We start from the raw sequence: 24910 nt of genomic DNA on the forward strand, positions 1-24910 counted from the left end.
CGGCCGCGCGAACTGTGCGGATCGCCCCGGCGGGCCGCCGGAACGCGCGTAACCGGCGAGCCTAGGCTGTGCGCATGACTACTCCGACCGAATCCGCGACCGGCAGCGACCTCGCCGATCGGGCGGTCGCCCTTGCCGGGCGTTGGGTGTCCGCGGCGGCCGAAGAGCCGACGGATGCGGCGGCGGAGCGTCTCGCCGGAGTGCTGCGCGACCCGCAGGGCCTCCCCTTCACGATCGGCTTCGTGGACGGCGTGATGCGCCCCGAGAGCCTCGCGGCCGCCGCGGCGCAGCTGCACCGGATCGCGCCCCTCGTGCCCGACTTCCTCCCCTGGTACCTCCGCGGAGCCGTGCACGTCGGGGGAGCGGTCGCGCAGGTGCTGCCGACGCCGGTCGTACCGATCGCGCGCCGGGCCCTCCGCGAGATGGTCGGGCACCTCGTCGTCGACGCGCGCTCCGACAAGCTCGGACCGGCCATCGCCGCTCTCCGCGAGAACGGCGCGCGGCTCAACCTCAACCTGCTGGGCGAGGCGGTGCTCGGCGAGGCGGAGGCGGAGCGCCGGCTGAAGGGCATCCACGAACTCGTCCGCCGGCCCGACGTCGACTACGTCTCGGTCAAGGTCTCGGCCATCGCCTCGCACATCTCGATGTGGGCGTTCGACGACGTCGTCGACCGGGTCGTCGAGCGGTTTCTCCCGCTGTACCTCGACGCCGCGTCGTCGACCCTCCCCACGTTCCTCAATCTCGACATGGAGGAGTACCGCGACCTCGATCTGACGATCGCGGTGTTCACCCGCATCCTCGAGGATCCCCGCCTGGCCGATCTCGAGGCCGGGATCGTGCTGCAGGCCTACCTCCCCGATGCCCTTCCCGCCCTGCGGCAGCTCACGGCGTGGGCGCGGCAGCGGGTGGCCGCCGGTGGTGCGCGCATCAAGGTGCGCCTCGTGAAGGGCGCGAACCTCGCGATGGAGCGCGTCGACGCGATCATGCACGACTGGTCGCTCGCCACGTACGGCAGCAAGCTCGACACCGACGCCAACTACCTGCGCTGCCTCGACGAGGCGCTCACGGCCAAGGCGACCGAGGGGGTGCGCATCGGTGTGGCCGGGCACAACCTCTTCGACGTCGCGCACGCGTGGGAGCTCGCCGGTGACCGGGGCGTGCGCGACTGCGTGGAGATCGAGATGCTGCTGGGCATGGCTCAGGGCCAGGTCGCCGCCGTCGCTCGCGACGTGGGGCACGTGCTCCTCTACGTGCCGGTGGTGCGGCCCGACGAGTTCGACGTCGCCATCAGCTACCTGGTGCGTCGCCTCGAAGAGAACGCCTCGGGCGAGAACTTCCTGTCGGCCGCCTTCGACCTCGCCGACGACCCCGAGCTGTACGGCCGCGAGCGCGACCGCTTCCTCGCCTCCCTCGAGCGCGCGGCCGACCCGGCGCTCCCGACCGGTCCGAACCGCGGGCAGGATCGGGGCGCCGCGGCGCAGACCCCCGAGCCGGCGATCCTGCGCGAGCCGCAGGCCGATGACCCGGGGCTCACCCAGGCGGTGCTCGGCATCGCCCGCGACGCCGCAGCATCCGATGCTCCACCGGAGCACGTGCTGTTCGGCGGGCAGGCCTTCGTCGAGACGGCCGTCTACGCCCCGCGCGAGGCCGGAGACGCGGTCGGCGCGCTCGGCTTCCGCAACGTCGCCGATACCGACCCGGCGCTTCCCGCGAACCGGGAGTGGGCGCGCGAGGTGCTCGCCCGCGTCGACGACTCGGCGGCCGGAACCGCGACCATCGCCGCGGCGCGCGTCGATGACGGCGATGCCCTCGACGCGCTCGTGGCGGGAACGAAGGATGCTGCGGCCTCCTGGGGCGCGACGTCCGCCGCAGAGCGGGCCGCCGTGCTGCAGCGCGCGGCGCGCGCACTGGCGGAGCGCCGGGGCGCGCTGATCGAGGTCGCGGCCTCCGAGACCGGCAAGGTCTTCGCCGAGGCGGATGTCGAGGTGAGCGAGGCCGTCGACTTCGCGAACTACTACGCCGCCACGGCGCGAGAACTCGACCGCGTCGGCGGCGCCGTCTTCGTGCCCGCCCGGGTGACGGTGGTCGCCCCGCCCTGGAACTTCCCGATCGCGATCCCCGCCGGGGGAGTGCTCGCCGCGCTGGCGGCGGGCTCGGGCGTGGTGTTCAAGCCGGCGCCGCAGGCCCGCCGCACCGCCGCCGTCGTCGCCGAGGCGCTGTGGGACGCCGGGGTGCCGCGAGACCTGCTCGCTCTGGTCGATCTCGACGAGGAGGCGCTCGGGCGCCGGCTCATCGAGCACACGTCGGTCGATCAGGTGCTCCTGACGGGGTCGTGGGAGACCGCGCAGCTGTTCCGTTCGTGGCGCCCGGAGCTCTCCCTGCACGCCGAGACGAGCGGCAAGAACGCGATGATCATCACGGGATCGGCAGACCTCGACCTGGCCGCATCCGATCTCGTCCGCAGCGCTTTCGGGCACGGCGGGCAGAAGTGCTCGGCGGCGTCGCTCGCCATCCTCGTCGGATCGGTCGCGCGCTCGCGGCGCTTCGCCCGGCAGCTCATCGACGCGACGACCTCGCTGCGCGTCGGGCCCGCCGCCGACCCCCTCTCGGAGGTCGGCCCGCTCATCGAGGAGCCGCGCGGCAAGCTGAAGTGGGCCCTCACCACCCTCGGCGAGGGCGAGCGGTGGTTGGTCGAGCCGCGAGAGCTCGACTTCGACGGTCCGGCTGCGGGCCGCTACTGGACGCCGGGCATCCGCACCGGGGTGCAGCCGGGCTCGCGTTTCCACCGCGAGGAGTTCTTCGGACCGGTGCTCGGCATCATGCACGCCAGCTCCCTCGCCCAGGCCGTCGAGCTGCAGAACGCGGTCGACTACGGGCTGACCGCGGGCCTGCACACCCAGGACCCCGACGAGCTCGCCCTCTGGCTCGACCGCGTCGAGGCGGGCAACCTCTACGTCAACCGCGGCACGACGGGCGCGATCGTGCAGCGCCAGCCGTTCGGCGGTTGGAAGCGCTCATCGGTCGGCGCCGGCGCGAAGGCGGGCGGCCCGAACCACCTCATCGGCCTCGGCACGTGGCGCCCGTCGACGGGAGCGACCGCGTCGTCGACGCTGCACCTGCGCGGACTCGACTCGCGACTGACGACGATCATCGAGGCGGCGCAGCCGACGCTCTCCTACGAGGCGTTCGAATGGCTGCGCCGCGGCGCGCTCGCCGACGCCATCGCGTGGGACCGCGAGTTCGGCCGCGTCAAAGACGTCTCGCAGCTCGGCGTCGAGCGAAACCTCTTCCGCTACCGCCCGGCATCGGTCGCGGTGCGCGCGACCGGCGACGCGGCGTGGCAGGCGGTGCTGAGAGTCGTGCTCGCCGGTGTGCGGTCGGGGTCGAGCTTCGCGCTGAGCGTGCCGGTCGGGCTCCCCGGCGAGGTGCGCCGCGTTCTCGGCGACCTCGACGTCCCGGTGTGGGTGGAGAGCGACGACGAGTGGATCGAGCGCATGGCCGGGGCCGGCGACGTCGTCGCGGCCGCGGCCGACGAAGACCCCCGGCCCCGCCCTTCGCGCGCGCGGCTGGTGGGTTCGCCCGCGTCGGTGGTCGACCTGCGACGCGCGCTGGCCGAGGCGACGTCGGGCGATCCCGACCTCGCGGTCTACGCCGACGAGGTCACGACCGCCGGGCGCATCGAGCTGCTGCCGTTCCTGCGCGAACAGGCCATCTCTATCACGGCCCATCGCTTCGGCAACCCCGACGCCTGGAGCGAGCGCGCGATCTGACGCCCGCCCCGCAGCATCCGCCCGACGCAGCATCCGCCCGCCGAAAGGCCAGGACACCCGGGCGCGGCGCTCCGCGTCTCCGGGTGTCTTGGGCTTTCGGGCTGCTGCTGTGCGTCAGGCCGCGGCGAGCTCCGCGCGGCGGGCCTGCAGCTGGTCGAACGTCGGGAAGGTGTCGGCGATCGGGTTGCCGGTGAAGTGGCCGACCCAGCCGTCGTCGTCGTGGAAGAAACGGATGCTGGTGAACTCGGGCGAGGTGCCCATGTCGAACCAGTGCGTGGTGTTGGCCGGCACCGAGACGAGATCGCCGGGCTCGCAGTAGAGAGCGTGCACCTTGCCGTCGACGTGGAGGTAGAAGACCCCCGCGCCCTTGGCGAAGTAGCGGTCCTCGTCGTCGTCGTGCTTGTGCTCGGAGAGGAACTTCTCGCGCGAGGTGACCTTGACCTCGTCGTAGTTCTCCTGCGACGGCGAGAGGCCGACGATGTCGACGAGCGTGTAGCCCTCGCTCTGCTTCACGCCCTCGACCTCGGTCGAGTAGAGCGCGAGCACCTCGTCGAGCGGCGCGTCGTCGGCGAAGTCCTTGACCTCCCAGCGCGAGAAACGGGCGCCCAGAGTAGCGAGCGCATCGCGGATCTCGTTCTCGTCGGTGGACTCGAGCACGGGCACGCTCGGGTCGGTGTCCTTCCAGACGGTCAGAAGTGTCACGGGGATCTCCTCGGATGGGGTGTAGAGGTCGATTCTCGCGCGTCTACCGCCCGCGCGGCCAGTTCACGGTCACTTCCGTCGACTTCGACGTAACAATGCGCAACGGCGGATTGGGTCGGTGCCTGCTCGAACTGGTTTACTGCTCCCGCGCCGGACAGCACCGGCCGCCGTCCCCCAGCGCCCACAGCACCCCTCACCCGAAGGTGACATCCATGTCGTTCCTCTCGCACAACCGCCGTCTGCTCGGCCTCGCCGCCGCCGCCGGTGCGACCGCGCTCGTCCTCGCCGGCTGCGCCCAGCAGAACACGGGCGGCACGACCGCTCCCGCCGCATCGCAGCAGGCGGCCACGGCCGACGCGCCGGCGCCCTTCGACGGCGAGCCCGTCACGGTCGCGCTCGTGCAGCAGTCGGGCGCGGGCGACTACTTCACCGCCTGGACCGCCGGCGCGAAGGCGCAGGCGGCCGCGGCGAACATCGAGCTGACCGTCAGCGACGCGCGCAACGACAACGCCAAGCACGCCTCCGATCTCGAGCAGGCGATCGCGTCGAAGCCCGACGCGATCATCGTCGACCACGGTCAGACCGACACGATCGAGCCGCGCATCCGCGAGGCCGTCGACGCGGGCATCCCCGTGATCGTCTACGACCTGGCGCTCGACGACACCGACGGCGTGCTCGTCACGTCGCAGTCCGACACGTCGATGGCCGAGGGAGTGCTCGACGAGCTCGTCGCCACGGCCGGTGACGGCGCGAAGGTCGGTCTCGTCAGCGCCGAGGGCTTCGCGCCGCTCGACCGCCGGAAGGCCGTCTGGGACCAGTACCTCACCGAGTACGACCTCGACCAGCTGTTCTTCACCGGCGAGGTCACCGAGTCGACCGCGACCGACAACATCCCGCTGACGGATGCGGCGCTCAAGGCCAATCCCGACGTGCAGGCGATCTTCGCCCCCTACGACGAGATCACCAAGGGCGTCGTGCAGGCGGTGACGCAGAACAACCTGCAGGACAAGGTCAAGGTCTACGGCATCGACATCTCCAACGCCGACATCGAGGTCATGATCGCCGACGGCAGCCCGTGGGTCGCGACCTCGGCGACCGACCCCGCATCGATCGGCGCCGCGGTCGTGCGCACGCTCGCGCTCTCGCTGGCGGGCGAGCTCGACGAGACCGAGGTGCAGTTCCCCGCGATCACCGTCACCCGCGACTTCCTGCTCGAGAAGGAGATCACGAACGTCGCCCAGCTGCGTGAGGCCGAGCCGTCGCTGCTGCTCGAAGACGTGGTCGTCGCCGATTGGCTCCCCGCCGTCTCGGGATGACCTCCTCCACGCCTCATCCCGCTCAGGCGGACGACCGACCGGTCGTCCGCCTGAGCGGCGTCGGCGTGCGCTTCGGCGCGAACCGGGTGCTGCGCGACGTCTCGCTCGAGCTCGCCGCGGGCACCATCACCGCCCTGCTCGGCACGAACGGCGCGGGGAAGTCCACGCTGATCGGTGCCGTGTCGGGGGCGAACCCCGGCTACACCGGGTCGATCGAGGTGTCGGGCGCATCGACGCGGCTGACCTCGCCCGCCCGGGCACGCCGGGCCGGCATCGAGACGGTGCACCAGCGCATCGCCGACGGCATCGTGCCCTCGCTGTCGGTCGCCGACAACATCGCGCTCACCGACCTCTCCTCGGGCGGGCACCGGGTGGTGCGCCGGGCAGAGACCGAACGCATCGCCCGTGCCGCGCTCGCGCGCCTCGGGCTCGACTGGTCGGACGAGGTGCTGCGCGCCGACGCCGGGCGCCTGGGCACCTCCGACGCGCAGCTGCTGATCCTGGCCCGCGCCCTGCGCTCCACCCCGAAGCTGCTCATCCTCGACGAGCCGACGTCGGCGCTCACCGCGTCCGAGGCGGATCGTCTCTTCGAGGTGCTGCGGGCGCTGCGCGACGGCGAGCCCGGCCGGCCGGGCCTGGCCATCCTGTTCGTGAGCCACCGGTTCGGCGAGATCGAGCGCCTCGCCGATCGCATCCTCGTGCTCCGCGACGGCGGGCTCACCCTCGCCGCCTCTCGGCCGTTCGACTGGCACGCCGCGCTCGAAGCCATGCTCGGGGTCCCCACCGAGCTGCAGCAGCACGTGACCGACCCGCAGCCGGCAGGCGACGTGGTCTTCTCGATCGACGGGGCCCGTCTCATCCCGGGCGCCGAGGCGCTCGCGCTCGACATCCACGCGGGGCAGGTCACCGGCATCCTGGGTCTTCTCGGCGCGGGCAAGACCGAGCTCGCAGAGACGGTCGCGGGCGTGCGACCCGCCGGCGAGGCCCGCATGACGCTCTCCGGCGGCGACTACCGGCCGGCCACTCCCGCGGCGGCGAAAGAGGCCGGGATCGTGCTCGTTCCCGAAGACCGTCAACGCGGCGGCATCCAGCCCGGCTGGTCGATCGCGCGCACCGTCGGACTCCCGGTGCTGCGCGAGATCTCCGACCGGCTCGGTGTGGTCGGCGTGCGCCGCGAGCGTGCGGTGGCCGACGAGGTGATCGAGGCCTACGACGTCGTCGCGCCATCGGCCGACACCGCCGTCGACGACCTGTCGGGCGGTAACCAGCAGAAGGTGATCGTCGGTCGCTGGCTGCGTACCGCACCCGCCCTCGCCGTGCTCGACGAGCCGTTCCGCGGTGTCGACATCGGCGCGCGCCGACGCATCGGCGACGCCGCACGAGCCCGTGCGAAAGAGGGCGCGGCCGTCGTCGTGCTCTCGAGCGACGTCGACGAGATCCTCGATGTCGCCGACCGCATCGTCGTGCTCGTCTCGGGCAGGATCGCCCTCGACACCCCCGCCGGAGTCCACGACCGGGCGCGCATCGTCCGTGCGCTGCTCGATGACCCCGGCCACCCGAAGGAGACGGCATGAGCCTCACGACAGCATCCGCCCCCGGTATCGGAACGCGCGTCATCGACGGCGTCGCGAAATGGGGCTTCGTCGCCGTCACCGCGCTGCTCATCGTGTTCTTCTTCGCCACGCAGCCCGCGTTCGGCACGGTGGAGAACGTCTTCGGGATGCTGAAGTTCATCGCGCCCGTCGGGATCGCGGGGCTGGGTGTCACCCTCGCCATGACGGTCGGCGGCCTCGACCTCTCGGTGGGAGCCAACGCCGGCTTCGCCGTGTCGATCGCGGCGTGGACGCTCGTGATCGCCGGTCAGGTCGGCGGGATCGCCGTGGGCGTCGTGCTGCTGTCTGGCGCTCTCATCGGGGCCTTGAACGCGGCGCTGATCGTCTTCGCCCGCATCCCCGACCTGCTGGCGACCCTCGCGACGATGTTCACCGTGGTCGGGCTCAAGCTCATCATCGTCGACGGGAAGTCGATCTCGTCGCAGATGACCCTCGCCGACGGCTCCACCGCCCCCGGCCGCTTCACCGCCGACTTCCTCTGGTTCGACCGCGGCTCCTTCGGCCCCGTGTCCGTGCCGGTCGTGCTCTTCCTCGTTCTGACGGCCCTCCTGTGGTTCGTGCTCGACCGCACCCGCTGGGGTCGTGCACTCGCCGCGGTCGGATCGAACCCGGAGGCCGCCCGGCTCGCCGGCGTGCGGGTGCGCGCCTACCGCGCCGCGGCGTACATCGGCTGCGGTGTGCTCGCCTCGATCGCGGGGCTCGTGCTCGCCGCCCGCATCGGCCAGGGCGACGTCTCGGCGGGCAACTCGCTGCTGCTCGACGCGGTGGCCGTCGCGCTCGTCGGCGTCTCGGTTCTCGGCATCGGCCGCCCGAACGCGTGGGGCACGGCACTGGGGGCCGTGCTGATCGCGGTCATGGTGACGGGCTTCTCCATGATGGGATTGCCCTACTACATCCAGGACTTCGGCAAGGGCATCGTGCTGCTCGTGGCACTGCTGTTCAGCTTCACGTTCCGCCGCCGGAAGACCACGATCATCGCCGGGAGCACCACCGCATGAGCGACCTCGAAGCCGACATCCTCACCGTCGACACGGTCGGTGCGTACCTCCTCGCCCGTCCGCGACTGGCCGGACCCGTCGATCCCGCGTCGATCGTCTCCGTGGTCGAGGTCGGCGACGGCAACCTCAATCTCGTCTTCATCGTGACCGACGCCGCCGGCAACGGCGTCGTCGTCAAGCAGTCGCTGCCGCACGTGCGCGTCGACCCCACCTGGCCGCTCACCCGCGAGCGCGCCAAGCGCGAGGCGGTCGTGCTCGCCGCCCACGAGGCGGTGGATGCGGCGCACGTGCCCGCGTTCTACGGCTTCGACGAAGCATCCCTCGCCCTCTCCATCGAAGACCTCAGCGACCACGCCGTGTGGCGCAACGAGCTGAACGCGGGGCGCCTGCACACCTACGCCGCCGCGCAGCTCGGCACCTACGTCGGCGCGATCGGCTTCGCCACGAGCGTCTTCGGCACCCCCGGGCCCGAGCGGCGACGACGGATCGCCGAGGCCACGAATCCCGAGCTGTCGGAGATCACCGAAGACCTCGTCTTCAGCGAGCCCTACGTCGACCACGAGCACAACGGGTGGCTGCCCGCGAACGAGGACGACGTGCGCGAGCTGCGGGCCGACCGCGTGTTCGTGCGCGAGATCGGCCTGGCCAAGCAGCGGTTCCAGGAAGACCACCAGAGCCTCGTGCACGGCGACCTGCACACCGGGTCGGTGTTCGTGCGTGCCGAGGGCGGCTCGGTCCGCGCGTTCGACTCGGAGTTCGGCACCTACGCGCCCACGGGCTTCGACCTCGGCGCCGTGTGGGCGAATCTCATCATCGCCGCGGCGAGGGCGTCGGTGCTCGGCCGCGAGGCCGACGCCGAGGCATTGCTCGCGCTGCCGGTCGAGCTCGTCGCCGCTTTCGAGGAGGAGTTCACCCGCCGCTGGCCCGACCGCGTCGACCCCCGTGTCTACGGCGACGACGTGCTCGCGGTGACGCTGCGCCGCATCCGCTCGGATGCCGCCATCTACGCCGCGGCGAAGGCCGTGCGCCGCATCGTCGGGTTCTCGAAGGTCGCCGACATCCAGACCCTTCCCGAGCGCGAGCGCGCGATCGCCGCTCGCCGGGTGCTGCTCACCGCCCGCACGCTGGGCATCGCGCGCCTGATCGATCCCGACCCGCGCCGCCTGACGCAGCTCACGCGCGAGCCCCTCCTGACGTAGCGCGTGCCCCACCCGCCGAGACCACGTCGTCTCGCCGAGGCGACATCAGCGCGACGCGATGGCGGTGTCGGTTCGCCGAGAGGCCGTGATCTCGACGCCGGGGAGGGCGGATGCTGCGCGATCAGCGCGTGGCGACGGTGAAGCGCAGGAGCCACTCGGCGATCTCGAGGTGGCGGCGGGCTGCCGCCGCATCCTCGCCCCAGGCGTACATGCCGTGGGTCGCCACGATCATGACCGGCACCTCGGGGACGTCGGCGGTGGCGGGCACGTAGACCTCGTCGAAGCGGGCGGCCTCGACCGCCATGTCCTGGTCGTTCGCGATCACGGGGATGACGACGGTCTCGTCGTGGGCGCGGTGTCCGATGCCCTTGAGCATCTCCATGTCGCTGATCTCGACGCCGTCGGGCCAGCGGTGCGCGGCGACGACAGCGTCGAGGGCGTGCACGTGGAACACCGCACCGGCACCGGTGCGCGCGGCGATGTGGGCGTGGAGGCCGGCCTCCGCCGACGGCGGGCGCGGGTCGTCGGCGTCCAGGCCCCGACCGTCGGGGCCGACGAGCACGACGTCGGCCTCGGTGAGTTCCGACTTGTCCAGACCCGAGGCGGTGACCGCCAGCACGAGCGGATCGCGGTCGATCACGAGCGAGAGATTCCCCGAGGTGCCGCGCATCCAGCCGTAGCCGGAGAATCGTGCGGCCTCGGCGGCGAGGATCGCACCGGCTTCGAGCGTGCGCGCGGTCGACAGGGCGCTCATCGGCCGAGCTCGATCTCGTCGAAGGTGTGCACCACGGGGCCCTCGAACGCGGCGCCGGCCCACGGCTCGCCGGCGCGGTCGAGCGCCACGGTCTGCCACCCGGCCGCGCGGGCGGCGGCGACTTCCTCGGGGTGGTCGGTGAGGAACAGGGCGCGGGCGGGGGCGACGCCCAGCGCCTCGGCGATCGTCGCGTACGACGACGCGTCTTTCTTGCCGCCCGCGTTGACGGTGTCGAACCAGGCCTCGACGAGGGTCGACAGATCGCCCTGCGGGGCGTGGCGGAACCACGGCTGCTGCGAGGCGACCGAGCCCGACGAGTACACGGCGATCCGCAGTCCCTGGTCGGCCCACGAGCGCAGGCGCGGCGGCACGTCGTCGAAGAACTGCGACGTGATCTCCCCGGCGGCGAAGCCCTCGGCCCAGATGACGCCCTGGATCGTCTTCAGCGGAGTGGACTTCACATCGGTCGCCATCAGGGCGCGCAGCGCATCGGCGACCTCGGTGTCGGTCGCGTCGGCCGGCAGCCCGGTCTCGGCGATCGCGTCGGCTCGCGCCGCGCGGAGCGATTCGCGTCCGAGAGCCTCCTCGAGGCGAGGGCGCGCAAAGTCGTACAGGTCGCCGAGGATGAAGCCGGCCTCGCTCGTGGTGCCCTCGATGTCGAGCACCACGACGTCGGCGGAGGGGGTGACGGTCATTCGGTTCCTCCGGAGGAGTCGTTCGAGAAGGGGTGGAAGGCGACGGTGTCGGGCTGCGTCGAGGCGTTGACGGGCACCGGCACGGCCGGGGTCCGACGTCGCCGGAGCGGCGGTACGGCCGGGACTGCGGCCAGCGCCTCGGGGTCGGCGGCGAAGTGGTCGGCGACCCGCGCGGGCTCGAACGTGCCCCGGCTCGTGGCGATGCGGGTCACCAGGCGCGCCGGTGTGATGTCGAACGCCGGGTACCACGCGTCGGTCACGAGCGGGCTGGCCGACCGGTGTCCGAGGACTTCGAGCACCTCGGCGGGGTCGCGGTCTTCGATCACCACGTCGGCGCCGGTCGGGGCGGCCCGGTCGGGTGCCTCGACCATGGCGTAATACGGAACGTCGAAGGCGGATGCTGCGGTCGCGAGCGCGAGCGTGCCCACCTTGTTCACGACCGAGCCGTCGAGCGCGACCCGATCGGCGGCGGTGACGACGGCATCGATCGGGCCGGTGCCCACGCCGCGGGGCGACGACAGCGCGGCGGCCCCCATGCCGTCGGTGATGAGCGTGACCTGCTGGCCGAGCTCGCGCAGCGAGTGCGCGGTCAGTCGCGCGCCCTGCAGGTAGGGGCGGGTCTCCGTCGCGATCCATTCGATCTCCCGGCCGGCCTCGCCCGCGGCGGCGACCAGGCCGAACAGGTAGGCGTCGGCCCAGCAGTGCGTGAGGATGCGTGGCGTCGCGGGGAGCAGCGACAGCGTTGCGCGGCCGAGGCGGAGGGCGGCTTCCCGATAGTCGCGGTCGACCGTGCGGGCGGAGTCGACGGTGGCGGTCACGAGCTCGGCCGTCGTGTCGGCGTCGCGTCCCGCGGCGAGGACCGTGGCGACCGCGTCACGCGGATGGGCGTTGGTGGGGCGAGCGGTCGCCAGGGCGCGTCCGGCGACCCCGAGGGCGGTGCGTGCATCGCGCAAGGGCAGGTCGCGCGCCTGCAGCGCGGCGAGGGCCATGCCGGCGGTGGCGGCGTAGAGCGGCCCCGAGCTCTGGGTCACCATGTCGCGGATCGCCGCGGCGACAGCATCCGGGGTCTCGGCAGTCACCCACTCGATACGAGCCGGGAAGACCCGGCGGTCGAGGATGCGGACAACGCCCGCGTTCTCGTCCAGGACGACGGAGTTCTCCAGGGTCGCGGTCACCCGCCCATCCTTCCACGCGGCGACGAGCGGGCGCTCGGCGCGAGGGTCCCACCGGGTCGTCGCGGTGGGGCCGCATGTGCGCAATCCGTGCGCATATGCGCACGCGATCCAGGGCGAAGTGCTCATGTGAGCAGGAGGCTGCTCAAAAGTTGAACGCAGCAGATCGATTGCTTAGCGTTCTGCAGGCACCCACTGACCAAGGAGGTTCAGTCCATGAAAAAGGCAGTTCTCGGGCTCGCGACTCTCGCGGCCCTCGCCCTAAGCATCACCGCGTGCTCGGTGACCACCACGCCCGGCGGCACCGGCGCTGCGTCCGGCGCGGACGACGGCGATGTCGTCGTCGGCTTCAGCCAGGCGACGCAGCAATCGCCCTTCTACGTCGAACTCGGCGACGGCGTGAAGCAGGCGGCCGAGGCCGCGGGCGCCTCGCTGGAATATGTCGACGCGAACGGCGACATCACGAAGCAGAACAACGACATCGAAGACCTCATCACCCGCGGCGTCGACGTCCTCCTCATCAACCCCGTCGATCCGCAGGGCATCGCGCCCAGCCTCGCCTCGGCCAAGGCCGCCGGCATTCCCGTCGTCACGGTGGACCGCTCGGCCGAGGGGGCCGTCGCTCACGTCGGGCGCGACAACGTCGCCATGGGCGAGCTCGTCGGCGGCGAGGTGAAGAAGGCGCTGGGCGCGACGGGCGGCAAGATCATCGAGATCCAGGGTGACGCCGGCGGCACGGTGGCCATGGACCGCTCGGCCGGCTTCCACAAGGCGTTCGAGGGAGACAGCGCCGTCACGATCGTGGAGGGGCCGTACGCGGAGTACATCCGCTCCAACGCCGTCACCGCCATGCAGGACCTCCTGCAGGCCAACGCCGACGTCAAGGTCGTCTACGCCCACAACGACGACATGGCCCTCGGTGCACTGCAGGTGCTCCAGGAGAACGGCCGTACCGACGTGCTCGTGGCCGGCGTGGACGGTCTGATGGAGGCGGTCTCGGCCATCGCCGACGGCGACCAGTACGTCGCGACCTCCCTCAACGACCCGATCGCCCTCGGAGCCACGGCGGCCGACACGGCCATCGCGGTCGCCTCCGGCGAATCCGTCGACGCGGAGATCGACGCCGGCACAGAACTGGTCACCAAGGCGAACGCCTCGGCCCTGGTGGGCTCGACGCTCTTCGCGCAGGCCACCAAGTAGTCCCCGACCGGTGCGGGTCGCCCCGCGGCCCGCACCGGTTCCTACCCCACCCCCAATCGGAGGAGAACATGTCCGAGTCGATGACCGCCGCCGTGATGCACGCGCCCGGTGACATCCGTGTCGAAGAAGTGCCCGTGCCCGAGATCGGCCCCGGCGATGTGCTGGTGAAGGTCGCCGCGTGCGGCGTGTGCGGCTCCGACATCCCCCGCATGAACTTCGCGGGCGCGTACTACACGCCGATCATCTGCGGCCACGAGTTCTCCGGTCACATCGTCGACGTGGGCGCGGACGTCGACGGCCTCGCCGTCGGACAGCTCGTCACGGTGCCGCCGCTGATCCCCTGCAACACCTGCGACAGCTGCCGCGCGGGCCAGTTCTCCCTCTGCGAGAACTACGGATACTTCGGCAGCCGCCAGGAGGGGGCCTACGCGCAGTTCGTATCGGTCAACGCCTCGAACGCGTTCGTCATGCCCGAGGGCGTGGATCCCCGCGCCGCCGCGATGATGGACCCCTCCGCCATCGCCCTGCACGCCATCTACCGCACCCGGCTCGGCAAGGATTCGCGCGTCGCAGTCATCGGCGCCGGCCCGATCGGTCTGTTCGCCGTCCAGTGGGCGAAGATCCTGGGCGCACGTGAGGTGCTCGCCGTCGATGTGAGCGTCGAGAAGGCCGACATGGCCCGCGAGGCGGGAGCCGACCTCACAGCGGTCAACGACGACGAGGCGCTCGCACACGCCGGGCACGACGGATTCGACGTCGTGATCGAGTCGGCCGGTGTGCCGCAGACGATCGCGCTCGCGACGAATCTCACCGCGCGTCGGGGTGAGGCGGCCTTCATCGGCATCCCGCACCGTCCCGTCGAGCTCGACAAGAGCACCTTCAGCCACTTCCTCCGTCGCGAGGCGACGCTCCACGGCAGCTGGAACTCCTTCTCCGCGCCGTTCCCGGGCCGGGAATGGACGGAGTCGGCGGCGGCGTTCGCGGACGGACGCCTGCGCTGGGAGTTCATGATCACCCACGAACTGGGACTGGATGCCCTTCCCGAGACGATGAAGCAGCTCGGCGAGCGCTCGATCTTCAGCTCGAAGGTACTGTTCCTTCCGAATCAGGACTGACGGACGGACGGGGACGATGGCGTTCTATCTCGCGATCGATATCGGCACCGAGGGTGCCAGGGCAGGCGTCTTCGCCGCAGACGGGCGACGGCTCGCCGATGCCTCGGCGTCGTACTTGACGAGCTATCCGCGACCGGGGTGGGCCGAGCAGAATCCGCTGGACTGGTGGCGATCGGCCGTGCAAGCCTCGCGTTCCGCGCTGAGCGAGGCGGGCGTCACGCGCGTGGACGCGGTCGGGGTGGCCACGACCGCCTCCTCGGTGGTCGTGCTCGATGTCGACCGTCGTCCGTCGCGGCCCGCCCTGCTCTGGATGGACAGTCGCGCGGCCGCCGAAGCACGGCGCACCGCGGAGGTCGACCATCCGGCACTGCGGTTCGCCGGTGGCACCGACAGCGCCGAGTGGCTCGTGCCCAAGGCGATGTGGCTCGCGGGTCACGAGCCGGAGATCTACACCGCCGCCCGGTACATCGGTGAATCGGTCGACTACCTCACCCTGCGCCTGACGGACCGGTGGGTCGGGTCGCGCATGAACGCGACCTGCAAGTGGAACTACGACCACCGCACCGGGTCGCTTCCGGCCGACCTCTATCACGCCCTCGGTGTGGACGGTCTCGCCGACAAGCTCCCCTCGGAGATCCTCCCGACCGGCTCGGTCGCCGGGGAGCTCACCGCGGCGGCGGCTGCCGAGCTCGGCGTCGCTCCCGGGGCGATCGTCGTCACCGGCGGCATCGACGCGCACCTCGCTCTCGTCGCTCTGCGGGGAGCGAGCGCCAATCCGGTCGCCGTCGTCGCCGGAACGTCGAACGCGTTCATCGCCGAGCTCGACGAGCCGGTGTTCGCCCCCACGATCTGGGGCCCCTACCCGGGCGCTCTCACCGAGGGACGCTGGCTGGTGGAGGGCGGGCAGATCTCGGCGGGAGCCGCACTGTCGTGGCTGTCCGAACGCATCCTGGGTGTGACCCGCGACCGGATCGGCGATCTCATCGCCCGGGCGGAAGCGGTCGCTCCGGCGGCGCACGGATTGCTCGTGCTCGACCACTTCATGGGCAACCGCACCCCGTTGAAGAACCCCAAGCTGCGCGGAGCGGTGCTCGGGCTCTCGCTGGGCACGACCCCCGAGCACCTGTATCGCGCCACGGTGGAGGCGGTCACGTTCGGCACCCGTCAGGTGTTGAGCTCGTTCGAAGACGTCGGCGTTGATACCACCGACGTCTTCTTCACCGGCGGCATCCGGCACAATCGGCTCTGGACGCAGGCCACCGCCGATGCTCTGGGTCGCCCGATCGGCCTCGTCGACGGAGAGAACCTCACCACTCGGGCGCTCGGCATCCTCGGGGTCGCCGCGGCCACGGGCGAACCCCTCGCCGATGTCGCCGGACGCTTCACCCCGGAGTACCGCACCATCGAGCCCGACCCCGCGGCGGTGGCGCCGCTGGATGCTGCGTACGGGTCGTACCTGGAGGCCACCGAACTGGTGGCGGATCTCAGCGGGCGTCTCGCCGACATCGCGGGTGGCAGCTCGGAGGTCGAGCGATGAGCGACGACGAGCTGCTCGCCGTCCGCGCCGCCGAGCTGTACTACCAGGACGGCAAGAGCCAGGCCGAGATCGCGGCGCTGGTCGGCATCAACCGGTGGAAGGTCGGCAGGCTCCTCGCCCTCGCCAAGGAGAGCGGCATCGTGCGCATCGAGATCGTTCACCCCCGCGCGCGCCGCCTCCCCCTGGAGCGCCGTCTGCGCGAGACCTTCGGACTTCGCGAGGCGGTGGTCGTCCCGGCCGACGCCGACGAGGCCGTGCTCTCCGAGCGCGTCGCCGCGGCGGCCGCCGAGCTGCTGGCCTCGATGCGCCCGGTACCGAGGGTGCTGGGCATCAGCTGGGGGCGCACTCTGCAGCAGATCGCCGCGGCGCTCCCCGAGGGGTGGGCGTCGGGGGTGGAGGTCGTGCAGATCAACGGCGGCGTCACCGTGAACCGTCGAGCCGGCATGGCCTCGGCGACGGCCACCGCGATCGCGCAGAAGGCCGGCGGAAACGTGACCCTCCTGCCGAGTCCGGCGATCCTCGAGCATGCCTCCACGCGTCGGGCGATCGAAGACGACCGCGTCGTCGCATCCATCCTCGATCGGGCGCGCCAGGCCTCCGCGCTCATCTTCAGCGCGGGCCCCGTCAGCAACTCGTCGGTGCTCGTCACCAGCGGTTACATGACCGGGGACGGCGTGCGAGACCTGGCGGAGAAGGGCGCGGTCGGCGACATCGTCGGGCGCTACATCGACGCCGACGGGAACATCGTCGACCGTGAGCTCGACGAGCGCACGCTCGGCCTCACCCTCGACGATCTGCGCGCGGCCACGTCGTCGATCGCCGTCATCGCCGGACGGGCGAAGCGAGCCGTCGCTCGCGCCGTGGTGGCCAACCGCTTCTGCACAGTGCTCGTGACCGACGAAGGCACGGCGCTCGAACTCCTGGAGGACCCCCCACGATGACCGACTCGCACACCGCATCCGAGACCCCGGTCCTGAGGATGCGCGGCATCCGCAAGACCTTCCCCGGGACCGTCGCTCTGTCGTCCGTCGATCTCGACGTGCACGCCGGGGAGGTGCACTGCATCCTCGGCGAGAACGGCGCCGGCAAGTCGACCCTGATGAAGATCCTCGCCGGCAGCTACGTACCCGACTCGGGCACCATCGAGATCGGCGGTGAGCTCGTCGAGTTCCACCGCCCGCTCGACGGCATCAAGGCGGGTATCGCCGTGATCTACCAGGAGCTCGACCTCTTCGGCGACCTCACCGTCGCGCAGAACCTCTTCCTCGGGCACACCCCGAACACGGCCGGAGTCGTCCACCGTGGCGCCCGGCGGCGAGAGGCCACGTCGTACCTCGACCGCGTGGGGGCGACGTTCTCGCCCGACGCCCGAGTCGCCGACCTGCCCATCGCCGATCAGCAGCTCACCGCCATCGCACGGGCGCTGACCACCGACGCGCGCATCATCGTGATGGACGAGCCGACGGCCACGCTCGGGGAGGCCGACGTCGAGAACGTGCACCGCGTCATCCGTCGCCTCATCGCAGAAGGCCGCGCCGTCATCTACATCTCGCACCGTCTCGATGAGATCCGCGCCGTGGGCACCCGCATCACCGTCCTGCGCGACGGGGTGAACGCGGCGAAGTACACGGTCTCGTCGACGGACGCGACGCGGTGGATCGCCGACATGATCGGCGATAAGAAGAGCGAGCTCACCGAGCACCGCGAGCGCCGCGAGATCGGCGACGAGGTCGCGCTGGAGATCGACCACGTCCTCATCCCCTCTCTGCTCGACGTGCGCGCGATCTCCGTGCGCACCGGCGAGATCGTGGGTCTCGCCGGTCTCGGCGGCGCCGGACGCACGACGCTGCTCTCCGCGGTGTTCGGCGCACGCAGCGCCCAGATGGCGCTGCGAGCATTCGGGCGCCCCGTGCGCAATCGCACGGTGCGCGACGCGGTTCGCAACAAATTCGGGCTGGTGCCCGAGAGCCGCAAGTCGCAGGGCCTGCTGCTGAACCTCTCGGTGGCGCGCAATGCCGGGCTCGCCGCGCTGAGAGGGGCTCCCGGTTTCTTCCCGCGCGAGCGCGAGAACCGTCGCACCGCCCCGATCCTCACGCAGCTCGCGGTGAAGTACGCGGGCCCGCACCAGGAGATCCGCCTGCTCTCGGGCGGCAACCAGCAGAAGGTCGTCCTGGCGAAGTGGCTCGCCCGCGACACGCGCATCCTGCTCCTGGACGAGCCCACGCGCGGGCTCGACATCGGCGCCAAGGCCGATCTCTACCGGCAGGTGCGCGAGCTGGCCGATCGCGGCGCCGCCGTGCTCGTGGCCTCGAGCGAGCTCGGCGAGCTCATGGCCAACGCGGACCGGATCGTGGTGCTGCACGAGGGCCGGAACGTCGGCGAGTTCGACCCCCTCACCGACACCGAGGAACACATCAGTCACACCATCATCAGCGGGAAGGCAGCATGAACGAGACGACGACGTCGCCGGCGGAGCCGACGACCACCACTGCGACAGCGCCATCGTGGCGCCAGCGGGGATCGACCTGGCTGATCAAGGGCAACCTCCTGATCGTCTTCGTCGTGATCTGCGCGATCGCGGCCCTGCTCAGCCCCGAGTTCCTCACCGCGCGCAACCTCGCCAATCTGCTTCAGCAGTCGAGCCTCACCGGCATCATCGCCGTGGGCATGACCCTCGTGATCCTCACTTCGGGCATCGACCTCGCGGTCGGTTCAGTTGCGGCCCTCAGCGGAATGATCGTCGCGATCCTCCTCGACGGTGCCGTACCCATCCCGGTGGCGATCCTCGTCTCGCTGGCCGCGGGCGTCGGGATCGGCATGCTGATGGGCGCGGTGTCGGCCTGGATCCGCCTGCCGGCATTCATCGTGACGCTGGCGGGGCTCACCGCGGTGCGGGGGTGGGCGTTCACGCTGACCGACGGACGCCCCGCCGGCAGCGGGCTTCCGGAGGGATTCACCATCATCGGCGGCGGCTACCTCGGCATTCTGCCCCTGACCGGTGTGATCTTCATCGGGGTGACGCTGCTCACCGGGCTCATCCTGCGCTACACCACGTTCGGCGAGTACATCTACGCGGTCGGCAGCAACGAGGAGGCGGCGCGACTGTCGGGCGTGCCGGTGAACCTCATCAAGATGGCCGTCTTCGGGTTCTCGGGGCTGACGGCGGCGCTCGCCGGAGTGCTGCTGACCAGTCGCCTCACGATCGGTCAGCCCACCGCGTTCCAGGGCGCAGAGCTCGACGCGATCGCTGCGGTGGTGCTGGGTGGTACGAGCCTGTTCGGCGGACGCGGCGGGGTCGGTGGAACCTTCATCGCCGTGCTGCTGCTGTCGGTTCTGAAGAACCTGTTCAACCTCATGGGCATCGGGTCGTTCGTGCAGATGATCGCCACCGGCGTCATCCTCGTGCTCGCACTCGTGCTGAACAAACTGCTGGACAGTCGCGCACTCGCCGCGGCTCGTTGATTCGATCGGAGAAACGATGACCACCTCGCTCGCACGTTACGTCGACCACACCCTGCTCAAGCCCGAGGCGACCCGCGACGACGTCGCCGCGCTGATCGCGGAGGGCGCCGCGCTCGGCACGTACAGCGTGTGCCTGTCTCCGTCTGTCCTTCCCGTCGATCTGCCGGAGGGGCTCAAGCTCGCCGTCGTCGTGGGCTTCCCGAGCGGAAAGCATCATTCCGAGATCAAGGCCGCCGAAGCCCGACTGGCCGTCGCTCAGGGCGCCCACGAGATCGACATGGTGATCGACGTGGGTGCCGCTCTCGAGGGGCGCTTCGCCGACGTCGAGGCGGACATCCGCGCGGTGCGGGAAGCGGCCGTGTCGCCGACGGTGTTGAAGGTCATCATCGAGTCGGCCGCGCTCCCCGACGAGGCCATCGTGGGCGCCTGCCGGGCCGCGGAGGCGGCCGGGGCCGACTTCGTCAAGACATCGACCGGGTTCCACCCCAGCGGCGGTGCCACGGTGCACGCCGTGGAGCTCATGAAGCAGACCGTCGGCGATCGCCTCGAGGTGAAGGCCTCGGGCGGTATCCGCACGCGCGCCGACGCGGAGGCGATGATCGCGGCGGGCGCTTCGCGCCTCGGCCTCTCGAGCACGCGCACGATCGTCGAGGACGGTGTCGCCGGGTCAGGCTACTGACGCCGGACCCCCGTCACGGGGTGACACCACCGGCGGCCTCGGCGAGATGCCGTGCGATCTCGCCGAGGGCGTCGTGCGTTGCCGCATCGGCGGCGATGCGCTGCGCCGCGGCGCGGTAGGAGCGGTCGTTGAGGATCGATGCGACCGCGGACCCGACGGACGCAGCATCCGGCGTTCCGGTGCGGAGGTCGATTCCGGCTCCGGTCCAGCCGACACGGGCCGCGACCTCGGGTTTGTCCTCGGTGCCGCCCGCGACGACGAGGGGGACGCCGGCGGCGAGGCTTGCCTGCACCCCGCCGTATCCGCCGTTCGTGACGACGACGTCGACACGGGGGAGGAGCGCGTCGTAGTCGAGGTAGCTCGCCGCGTAGGCGTTGCGCGGAAGGGGGCCGATGGCTTCGACCTCGCGTCCGCCCGCGGTCACCACCACGGCCACGTGGCGATCGGCGAGGGCGTCGAGGGTGGGGCGCACCAGCCGACCGAAGTCGTGGTTGTCGATCGTCCCCTGGGTCACGTGCACGACCGGGCGTTCGCCGTCGAGCTCTCCCCACCAGGAGGGGCGACGGGAGATCGTGGCATTCTGCGGCAGGACGCCGACGAAGCGGGTGTTGGGGGCGAGATCGGTGCGGGGATACTCGAGGGCCGCCGGGCCCGTCTGCAGGAACCGGTCGTAGTGACGGGAGGCGTCCATGATGAACCCGCGCAGTTCGGCGCCGGTGGCGGCGAAGGCGCGGGCGCCGGCTCGTTGCGTCGGCGCGAAGACGACGCGCCGCGCCGCGGCGCCCATGGCGGCGTACCTCAGCCGGTCGAACCGGCCGCGGGGAGGGGGAAGAGCGAGACCGTAGGGAGCGACATCGCGCGAGGTCTGACTGAGGGGCGTCACCCCCAGCGCCAGGATGGGTGGGCGGTCATCCGTCTGCGCGATGAGGGGCAGCACTCCGGCGAAGGCGCCGTCGACGAGTACCGCATCGGGCCGCAGGGCTTCGATCAGCGGACGAATCGATCGGTACTGGTCGGGGATCGTCTCGACGAAGATGGTGCGGATGTCGTACTCGGCTCGTCGGACGCCACGGTAGCGCGCACCGTCGGGCAGGTATGTGTCGGGCCGTCGATCGTCGTAGTCGGCGGTCCCGGTCAGCGCCCGGTGCTCCGCCCCGGCGCCCTCGACCTGCGACGAGAACCGGCTTCCGGTCAGGACGACGACCCGATGCCCTCGTGCGACGAGGTGCCCGGCGACGCTCAGGATCGGACCGGCGTGCCCGTGGATCGGATTCGCCGCGAGAAGATAGGTGGCCACCGCGTACTCCCCCGTAAAGTTTCGTTAGATGCAGACTCTAGCCATAAATGGAAGGTCGTTGTGACGCCGAGAACGTATTCCTCGCCGGTGCGGCAGGCCGAGGCCGCCCGAACCCGCGCGGCCATCGTCGACGCGGCGGCTGCGCTGTTCTCCCGCGACGGGTATCCCGCGACCACGATGACCTCGATCGCTCGCGAGGCCGGCGTCTCGGTGCAGTCGGTGCGCCTGGCGGGCACCAAAGCCGCCCTGCTCATCGCCGCGTTCGAGCGCACCTTCGCCGGCGACGAGGGGCGGCACAGCCTGTCGGAGCGGCCGGAGATGGCCGAGATCATGGCGCGCCCCGACAGCGCCGATGCGCTGCGCGGCTGGCTCGACTACGTCGCCGAAGCCAACCGGCGCACCGCGGGGCTCACGCAGGCCATGGCCGTGGCTGCCGAGACCGATTCCGTCGCTCGCGCCGCCGTCGCCGACCTGGACGCCCGTCGCCGTGCCGACATCGGTCTCGCCGCGCGATGGGCTCGGGAGCGCGGGATGCTGTCGACCGGGGCGGTCGAGGAGGCCACCGACGAGCTCAACCATCTCGTCGGTCCGGAGACGTATGACTTCTTCGTGAGACGGTCGGGGTGGGATGACCAGCGGTACCGCGCGTGGATGGAACGGGCGCTCGCGAGCCTCATCGAACGATGGAGCGGTCCGTCCACTAATTGACTAGACGATGTGTCTAATGAACTGCTAGCGTGCGCTTTATGAGACTTCTCGCGTGGTGGTTCCGCATCGTCGGACTCGTCTACGTGGCGCTCGGCGTCACGTTCATCCCCGTCCTCAACACGGGCCGGGTCGATGTCCTCGTGCCCGGGTTCGACGCGGCACGGGGAGGCCCGGCGTGGAACGGGTTCGTCGACGTCACCTTCATGTTCGGGCTCGAGGAGATCGTGCTCGGCGCGTTCCTGGTCTTCGCCTCGTTCCGACCACGGTGGTGGGAGCCGCTGGTCTGGCTGCTCGTGGCGTTGTCGGTCGTGCGAGGTGTCGGACATGACGTGTACATGATCGCGAGCGGCTACTCGCCGGGAAGCTACGTCGCCTTCGCAGCCTTCCACCTGGTTCTGATCACGACGGGCGTGCTGTTCCTCCGGCGGTGGCAGCGTCGCGCTCGTCGTGCGCCCGCGACGCCCGCAGCATCCGCCCGTCCGACGGCGGCCGCGGGCTGGTGACCGGGCCGCGGGCGGCGCACCGTGGGGATGCGTCGCCCGCGGCCCGCGCGGGAGGCCGGCGCGCCCGCGCGCGATGACGGCTAGCGCAGCTCGCGCGTGCGGTAGAGGCGGGTCGCCAGCAGCGCGCCGACCACGACACCGGCCAGCCCCAGGCCGACGCCCGCGCCGATCAGTTGCGTCGCAGAGGCCGAAACGCCGTCGGCGAGATCGACGAGACCCAGCGCCTGGTTCAGCCACAGGAATGCGGCGATGGCGAGAGCCGGCGCGTAGGTGACGAGCCGCCCGCGCGCATAGCCGATACGGAACAGCACCGGCAGCTGCAGCGCCATGGCCAGGCCGATGAACGCGAATCCGGCGGCGAGCGCTACTCCCATCAGCTCGGCGGCGACCGTGTCGCCCCTCACGAGGGAGACGACCGCGGTCGCGGCCAGGGCGATGGCCGCGGCGATCGCCGTGAAGACCAGGATCGCCAGAGTGCGGCCGAAGACCACACTGCCGCGCGACACCGGGAGGATGCCGTAGAGGGTCTCGAGTCGACCGCGCTCGTCGCCCAAGAAGGGGGCGGACAGCATGATCGACGCGACGAAGGCGGCCGCGACCACGGCCATGCCGGGAACGGGCAGCACCGCCGCAACGACCACGATGAACGCGAGGGGGAGGATCGTCTGCTTGCGGGGGAGCCACGAAGCCAGGTCGAATCGGGCGAATTTCAGGATCGTCATGCTGCGCTCCGCTCGTGCTCGGTGGAGAGGTGGATGATGATGTCGTCGACGCTGGCCGCGTCGATGACGATGTCGGGGCCGAAGGCGCTGGTCTCGGAGACGTTGATCAATGCGGACCATTGCGGCCCGAGGCGCTGCACGCCGATCAGACCCCGGTCGGGATGCGGGCCGGAGCCGCGGGCGACCGCGTACTCGTCGCGCACGTCCGCCAGGGGGCCTCGGCGCGCGATGCGGCCGCCCACCAGGACGACGAGGTCGTCGGCGAGGTCGTCGAGGTCGGTCGTGATGTGGGTCGAGAACAGGGTCGCGTGGTCGGGATCGATCATGAACTCCCGGATGACGTCGCTGATCTCGCGACGCGAGGCCGGGTCGAGGCCACTGGATGGCTCGTCGAGGATCAACAGCTCCGGGCGTTGCGCCAGGGCGGTGGCGAGGGTGAGCGTGATGCCCTGTCCCCGGGACAGCTCCCCCACGCGCCTGTTGCGCGGGACGGCGAAGCGCTCGAGCAGGTCGTCCATGCGCTGCTGGTCCCACCGGTCGTAGAACGGTGCCAGCCGGCGACCGATGCCGGCGACGCGCCAGTCGGGGGAGGCGGCCGGCTGATCGAGCACGACTCCGGTGCGTGCCAGCGCCGCCGGCGAGCCGGCGGGGAGCCCCATGATCTCGGCGGTGCCGGAGTCGGGCGTCACCAGCCCGAGAAGCGTGCGGATGAGGGTGGTCTTCCCCGCGCCGTTCGGGCCGACAAGACCGACGATCGCGCCGCGGGGGATGTCGAGCGAGATGTCGGTGAGCGCGAAGGAGCGGCGGCGGATGGCCACATCATCGAGGCGTGCCATGGTGTCAGTCATGTGTTCTCCAGACGTCGTCGAGGAGTCGATGGATGTCGTCGATGTCGAGCTGCGCGTGGTGGGCGGCGATGCGGAGGTCGCGGAGCGCAGCGTCCACGCGATGTCGTAGCGCGGTCGTCGCGAGATCGGAGTCGACCTCGCGCACGACGAACCCGCGGCCGTGTTCGTTCTTCACCAGGCCCTCCGCGACCAGGTCGTTGTAGGCGCGCGTGATGGTGATCACGCTGACGCGCAGGTCGGCCGCCAGGTGGCGAAGCGAGGGCAGGGTCGTTCCGGCGGCCGTCTCTCCGGACAGGATGGCCGTCCGCACCTGCGTCTTGATCTGTTCGTAGATCGGCGCCGCGGTGTCGGTGGAGATGATGATCTTCACGAGCTCCCTTCTGTATATATACACAATAACAGTCTCGTCGTAGAGCGCCACCCCGGGGAACGATCAGGACGAGGAATCGACCGCCCGCCTCCGTCGGATGGCCTGCGCCAGGCCCAGCGCACCAATGGCGAGGAGCAGGAGCGAGCCGATGCTCCGACGATCGCCTGACGGCCCTCGGGCAGCCCGCTCTCGATCCTCGAGGAGCGAAGACGGCGCCGTCCGTGCGCGGGGGCGGGTGGGCAGGTGCCCG

Annotated in this window: 22 protein-coding genes; 14 read left to right on the top strand and 8 right to left on the bottom strand. The window is 71.1% G+C overall.

Going from position 1 to position 24910, the window contains the following annotated elements:
• Positions 1-74 precede the first annotated feature (74 nt).
• Positions 75-3770: a bifunctional proline dehydrogenase/L-glutamate gamma-semialdehyde dehydrogenase gene (locus tag DEU34_RS00810; protein WP_121147945.1), complete on the top strand. Its 3696-nt coding sequence runs from the start codon at positions 75-77 to the stop codon at positions 3768-3770.
• 114 nt (positions 3771-3884) lie between these two features.
• Here DEU34_RS00810 and DEU34_RS00815 read toward each other — a convergent pair whose 3' ends face one another.
• Complete coding sequence (locus DEU34_RS00815; protein ID WP_121147947.1) at positions 3885-4472, bottom strand: acireductone dioxygenase; 588 nt, start codon at positions 4470-4472, stop codon at positions 3885-3887.
• A gap of 212 nt (positions 4473-4684) precedes the next feature.
• On the opposite strand from DEU34_RS00815, the gene DEU34_RS00820 reads away from it, so the two are divergent.
• Genes DEU34_RS00820 through mtnK form a run of 4 tightly spaced genes read left to right on the top strand, consistent with a single transcriptional unit; the run spans position 4685 to position 9598 of the window.
• Positions 4685-5788 (top strand): substrate-binding domain-containing protein, encoded by a 1104-nt coding sequence (locus tag DEU34_RS00820; protein WP_121147950.1) that lies wholly within the window; start codon positions 4685-4687, stop codon positions 5786-5788.
• A complete protein-coding gene (locus tag DEU34_RS00825; protein WP_121147952.1) occupies positions 5785-7362 on the top strand; it encodes a sugar ABC transporter ATP-binding protein in 1578 nt (525 codons plus the stop codon). Before DEU34_RS00820 ends, DEU34_RS00825 begins: the two co-directional genes overlap by 4 nt.
• Positions 7359-8399: an ABC transporter permease gene (locus tag DEU34_RS00830; RefSeq protein ID WP_121147955.1), complete on the top strand. Its 1041-nt coding sequence runs from the start codon at positions 7359-7361 to the stop codon at positions 8397-8399. The genes DEU34_RS00825 and DEU34_RS00830 overlap by 4 nt, the downstream gene beginning before the upstream one ends.
• Entirely contained in the window at positions 8396-9598 is a 1203-nt protein-coding gene (gene mtnK / locus DEU34_RS00835; RefSeq protein ID WP_121147957.1) for an S-methyl-5-thioribose kinase, read from the top strand. The genes DEU34_RS00830 and mtnK overlap by 4 nt, the downstream gene beginning before the upstream one ends.
• 121 nt (positions 9599-9719) lie before the next feature.
• On the opposite strand, the gene mtnB is transcribed toward mtnK, so the two are convergent.
• From mtnB to DEU34_RS00850, 3 genes are read right to left on the bottom strand one after another with little or no spacing between them, the layout of a single operon-like run.
• Complete coding sequence (gene mtnB, locus DEU34_RS00840) at positions 9720-10352, bottom strand: methylthioribulose 1-phosphate dehydratase (RefSeq protein ID WP_121147959.1); 633 nt, start codon at positions 10350-10352, stop codon at positions 9720-9722.
• Positions 10349-11047: an acireductone synthase gene (gene mtnC / locus DEU34_RS00845; protein WP_121147961.1), complete on the bottom strand. Its 699-nt coding sequence runs from the start codon at positions 11045-11047 to the stop codon at positions 10349-10351. Before mtnC ends, mtnB begins: the two co-directional genes overlap by 4 nt.
• Positions 11044-12222, bottom strand: a complete 1179-nt coding sequence (locus DEU34_RS00850) for a hypothetical protein (RefSeq protein ID WP_220659907.1) — start codon at positions 12220-12222, stop codon at positions 11044-11046. Before DEU34_RS00850 ends, mtnC begins: the two co-directional genes overlap by 4 nt.
• Before the next feature lie 213 nt (positions 12223-12435).
• On the opposite strand from DEU34_RS00850, the gene DEU34_RS00855 reads away from it, so the two are divergent.
• From DEU34_RS00855 to deoC, 7 genes are all read left to right on the top strand, one after another.
• On the top strand, positions 12436-13419 hold the full coding sequence (locus tag DEU34_RS00855) for a substrate-binding domain-containing protein (protein WP_121147966.1): 984 nt from the start codon (positions 12436-12438) through the stop codon (positions 13417-13419).
• A 68-nt stretch (positions 13420-13487) separates the two neighbouring features.
• Positions 13488-14534, top strand: coding sequence for a galactitol-1-phosphate 5-dehydrogenase (locus tag DEU34_RS00860; RefSeq protein ID WP_220659908.1), 1047 nt, complete (start codon positions 13488-13490; stop codon positions 14532-14534).
• Between the two features lie 16 nt (positions 14535-14550).
• Positions 14551-16071 carry an FGGY-family carbohydrate kinase gene (locus DEU34_RS00865; RefSeq protein WP_121147969.1) on the top strand — a complete coding sequence of 507 codons (1521 nt, stop codon included), beginning with the start codon at positions 14551-14553 and terminating at the stop codon, positions 16069-16071.
• A complete protein-coding gene (locus DEU34_RS00870) occupies positions 16068-17012 on the top strand; it encodes a sugar-binding transcriptional regulator (protein WP_121147971.1) in 945 nt (314 codons plus the stop codon). The genes DEU34_RS00865 and DEU34_RS00870 overlap by 4 nt, the downstream gene beginning before the upstream one ends.
• Positions 17009-18520, top strand: a complete 1512-nt coding sequence (locus DEU34_RS00875) for a sugar ABC transporter ATP-binding protein (RefSeq protein ID WP_121147973.1) — start codon at positions 17009-17011, stop codon at positions 18518-18520. The genes DEU34_RS00870 and DEU34_RS00875 overlap by 4 nt, the downstream gene beginning before the upstream one ends.
• Positions 18517-19533 carry an ABC transporter permease gene (locus DEU34_RS00880; protein ID WP_121147976.1) on the top strand — a complete coding sequence of 339 codons (1017 nt, stop codon included), beginning with the start codon at positions 18517-18519 and terminating at the stop codon, positions 19531-19533. Before DEU34_RS00875 ends, DEU34_RS00880 begins: the two co-directional genes overlap by 4 nt.
• Positions 19534-19549: 16 nt before the next feature.
• Positions 19550-20212: a deoxyribose-phosphate aldolase gene (deoC, locus tag DEU34_RS00885; RefSeq protein ID WP_121147978.1), complete on the top strand. Its 663-nt coding sequence runs from the start codon at positions 19550-19552 to the stop codon at positions 20210-20212.
• A 13-nt stretch (positions 20213-20225) separates the two neighbouring features.
• Here the strand turns inward: deoC and DEU34_RS00890 are convergent, their stop codons facing one another.
• Positions 20226-21509 (bottom strand): glycosyltransferase, encoded by a 1284-nt coding sequence (locus DEU34_RS00890; RefSeq protein ID WP_121147980.1) that lies wholly within the window; start codon positions 21507-21509, stop codon positions 20226-20228.
• A gap of 60 nt (positions 21510-21569) precedes the next feature.
• On the opposite strand from DEU34_RS00890, the gene DEU34_RS00895 reads away from it, so the two are divergent.
• Both DEU34_RS00895 and DEU34_RS00900 read left to right on the top strand, forming a co-directional pair.
• Positions 21570-22217, top strand: a complete 648-nt coding sequence (locus DEU34_RS00895) for a TetR/AcrR family transcriptional regulator (RefSeq protein ID WP_183042293.1) — start codon at positions 21570-21572, stop codon at positions 22215-22217.
• 38 nt (positions 22218-22255) lie between these two features.
• Entirely contained in the window at positions 22256-22720 is a 465-nt protein-coding gene (locus tag DEU34_RS00900; protein WP_121147985.1) for a BphX family protein, read from the top strand.
• Positions 22721-22800: 80 nt separating this feature from the next.
• Here the strand turns inward: DEU34_RS00900 and DEU34_RS00905 are convergent, their stop codons facing one another.
• The 3 genes from DEU34_RS00905 to DEU34_RS00915 are packed head-to-tail and all read right to left on the bottom strand — an operon-like array spanning position 22801 to position 24711.
• Positions 22801-23442: an ABC-2 transporter permease gene (locus DEU34_RS00905; RefSeq protein WP_183042294.1), complete on the bottom strand. Its 642-nt coding sequence runs from the start codon at positions 23440-23442 to the stop codon at positions 22801-22803.
• The gene (locus DEU34_RS00910) at positions 23439-24278 is read right to left on the bottom strand and encodes an ABC transporter ATP-binding protein (protein ID WP_183042295.1); all 840 of its coding nucleotides are present in this window, start codon (positions 24276-24278) and stop codon (positions 23439-23441) included. Before DEU34_RS00910 ends, DEU34_RS00905 begins: the two co-directional genes overlap by 4 nt.
• Before the next feature lie 4 nt (positions 24279-24282).
• Entirely contained in the window at positions 24283-24711 is a 429-nt protein-coding gene (locus DEU34_RS00915) for a GntR family transcriptional regulator (protein WP_259459987.1), read from the bottom strand.
• Between the last annotated feature and the right edge of the window lie 199 nt (positions 24712-24910).

The sequence above is a fragment of the Microbacterium sp. AG1240 genome (assembly GCF_003635115.1).
Classification (GTDB): Bacteria; Actinomycetota; Actinomycetes; order Actinomycetales; family Microbacteriaceae; genus Microbacterium.

Coding starts and splice junctions, on each gene's coding strand:
- DEU34_RS00810 (WP_121147945.1), top strand. CDS start 75: ATGACTACTCCGACCGAATCCGCGACCGGCAGCGACCTCGCCGATCGG.
- DEU34_RS00820 (WP_121147950.1), top strand. CDS start 4,685: ATGTCGTTCCTCTCGCACAACCGCCGTCTGCTCGGCCTCGCCGCCGCC.
- DEU34_RS00825 (WP_121147952.1), top strand. CDS start 5,785: ATGACCTCCTCCACGCCTCATCCCGCTCAGGCGGACGACCGACCGGTC.
- DEU34_RS00830 (WP_121147955.1), top strand. CDS start 7,359: ATGAGCCTCACGACAGCATCCGCCCCCGGTATCGGAACGCGCGTCATC.
- mtnK (WP_121147957.1), top strand. CDS start 8,396: ATGAGCGACCTCGAAGCCGACATCCTCACCGTCGACACGGTCGGTGCG.
- mtnB (WP_121147959.1), bottom strand. CDS start 10,352: ATGAGCGCCCTGTCGACCGCGCGCACGCTCGAAGCCGGTGCGATCCTC.
- mtnC (WP_121147961.1), bottom strand. CDS start 11,047: ATGACCGTCACCCCCTCCGCCGACGTCGTGGTGCTCGACATCGAGGGC.
- DEU34_RS00855 (WP_121147966.1), top strand. CDS start 12,436: ATGAAAAAGGCAGTTCTCGGGCTCGCGACTCTCGCGGCCCTCGCCCTA.
- DEU34_RS00860 (WP_220659908.1), top strand. CDS start 13,488: ATGTCCGAGTCGATGACCGCCGCCGTGATGCACGCGCCCGGTGACATC.
- DEU34_RS00865 (WP_121147969.1), top strand. CDS start 14,551: ATGGCGTTCTATCTCGCGATCGATATCGGCACCGAGGGTGCCAGGGCA.
- DEU34_RS00870 (WP_121147971.1), top strand. CDS start 16,068: ATGAGCGACGACGAGCTGCTCGCCGTCCGCGCCGCCGAGCTGTACTAC.
- DEU34_RS00875 (WP_121147973.1), top strand. CDS start 17,009: ATGACCGACTCGCACACCGCATCCGAGACCCCGGTCCTGAGGATGCGC.
- DEU34_RS00880 (WP_121147976.1), top strand. CDS start 18,517: ATGAACGAGACGACGACGTCGCCGGCGGAGCCGACGACCACCACTGCG.
- deoC (WP_121147978.1), top strand. CDS start 19,550: ATGACCACCTCGCTCGCACGTTACGTCGACCACACCCTGCTCAAGCCC.
- DEU34_RS00900 (WP_121147985.1), top strand. CDS start 22,256: ATGAGACTTCTCGCGTGGTGGTTCCGCATCGTCGGACTCGTCTACGTG.
- DEU34_RS00905 (WP_183042294.1), bottom strand. CDS start 23,442: ATGACGATCCTGAAATTCGCCCGATTCGACCTGGCTTCGTGGCTCCCC.
- DEU34_RS00910 (WP_183042295.1), bottom strand. CDS start 24,278: ATGGCACGCCTCGATGATGTGGCCATCCGCCGCCGCTCCTTCGCGCTC.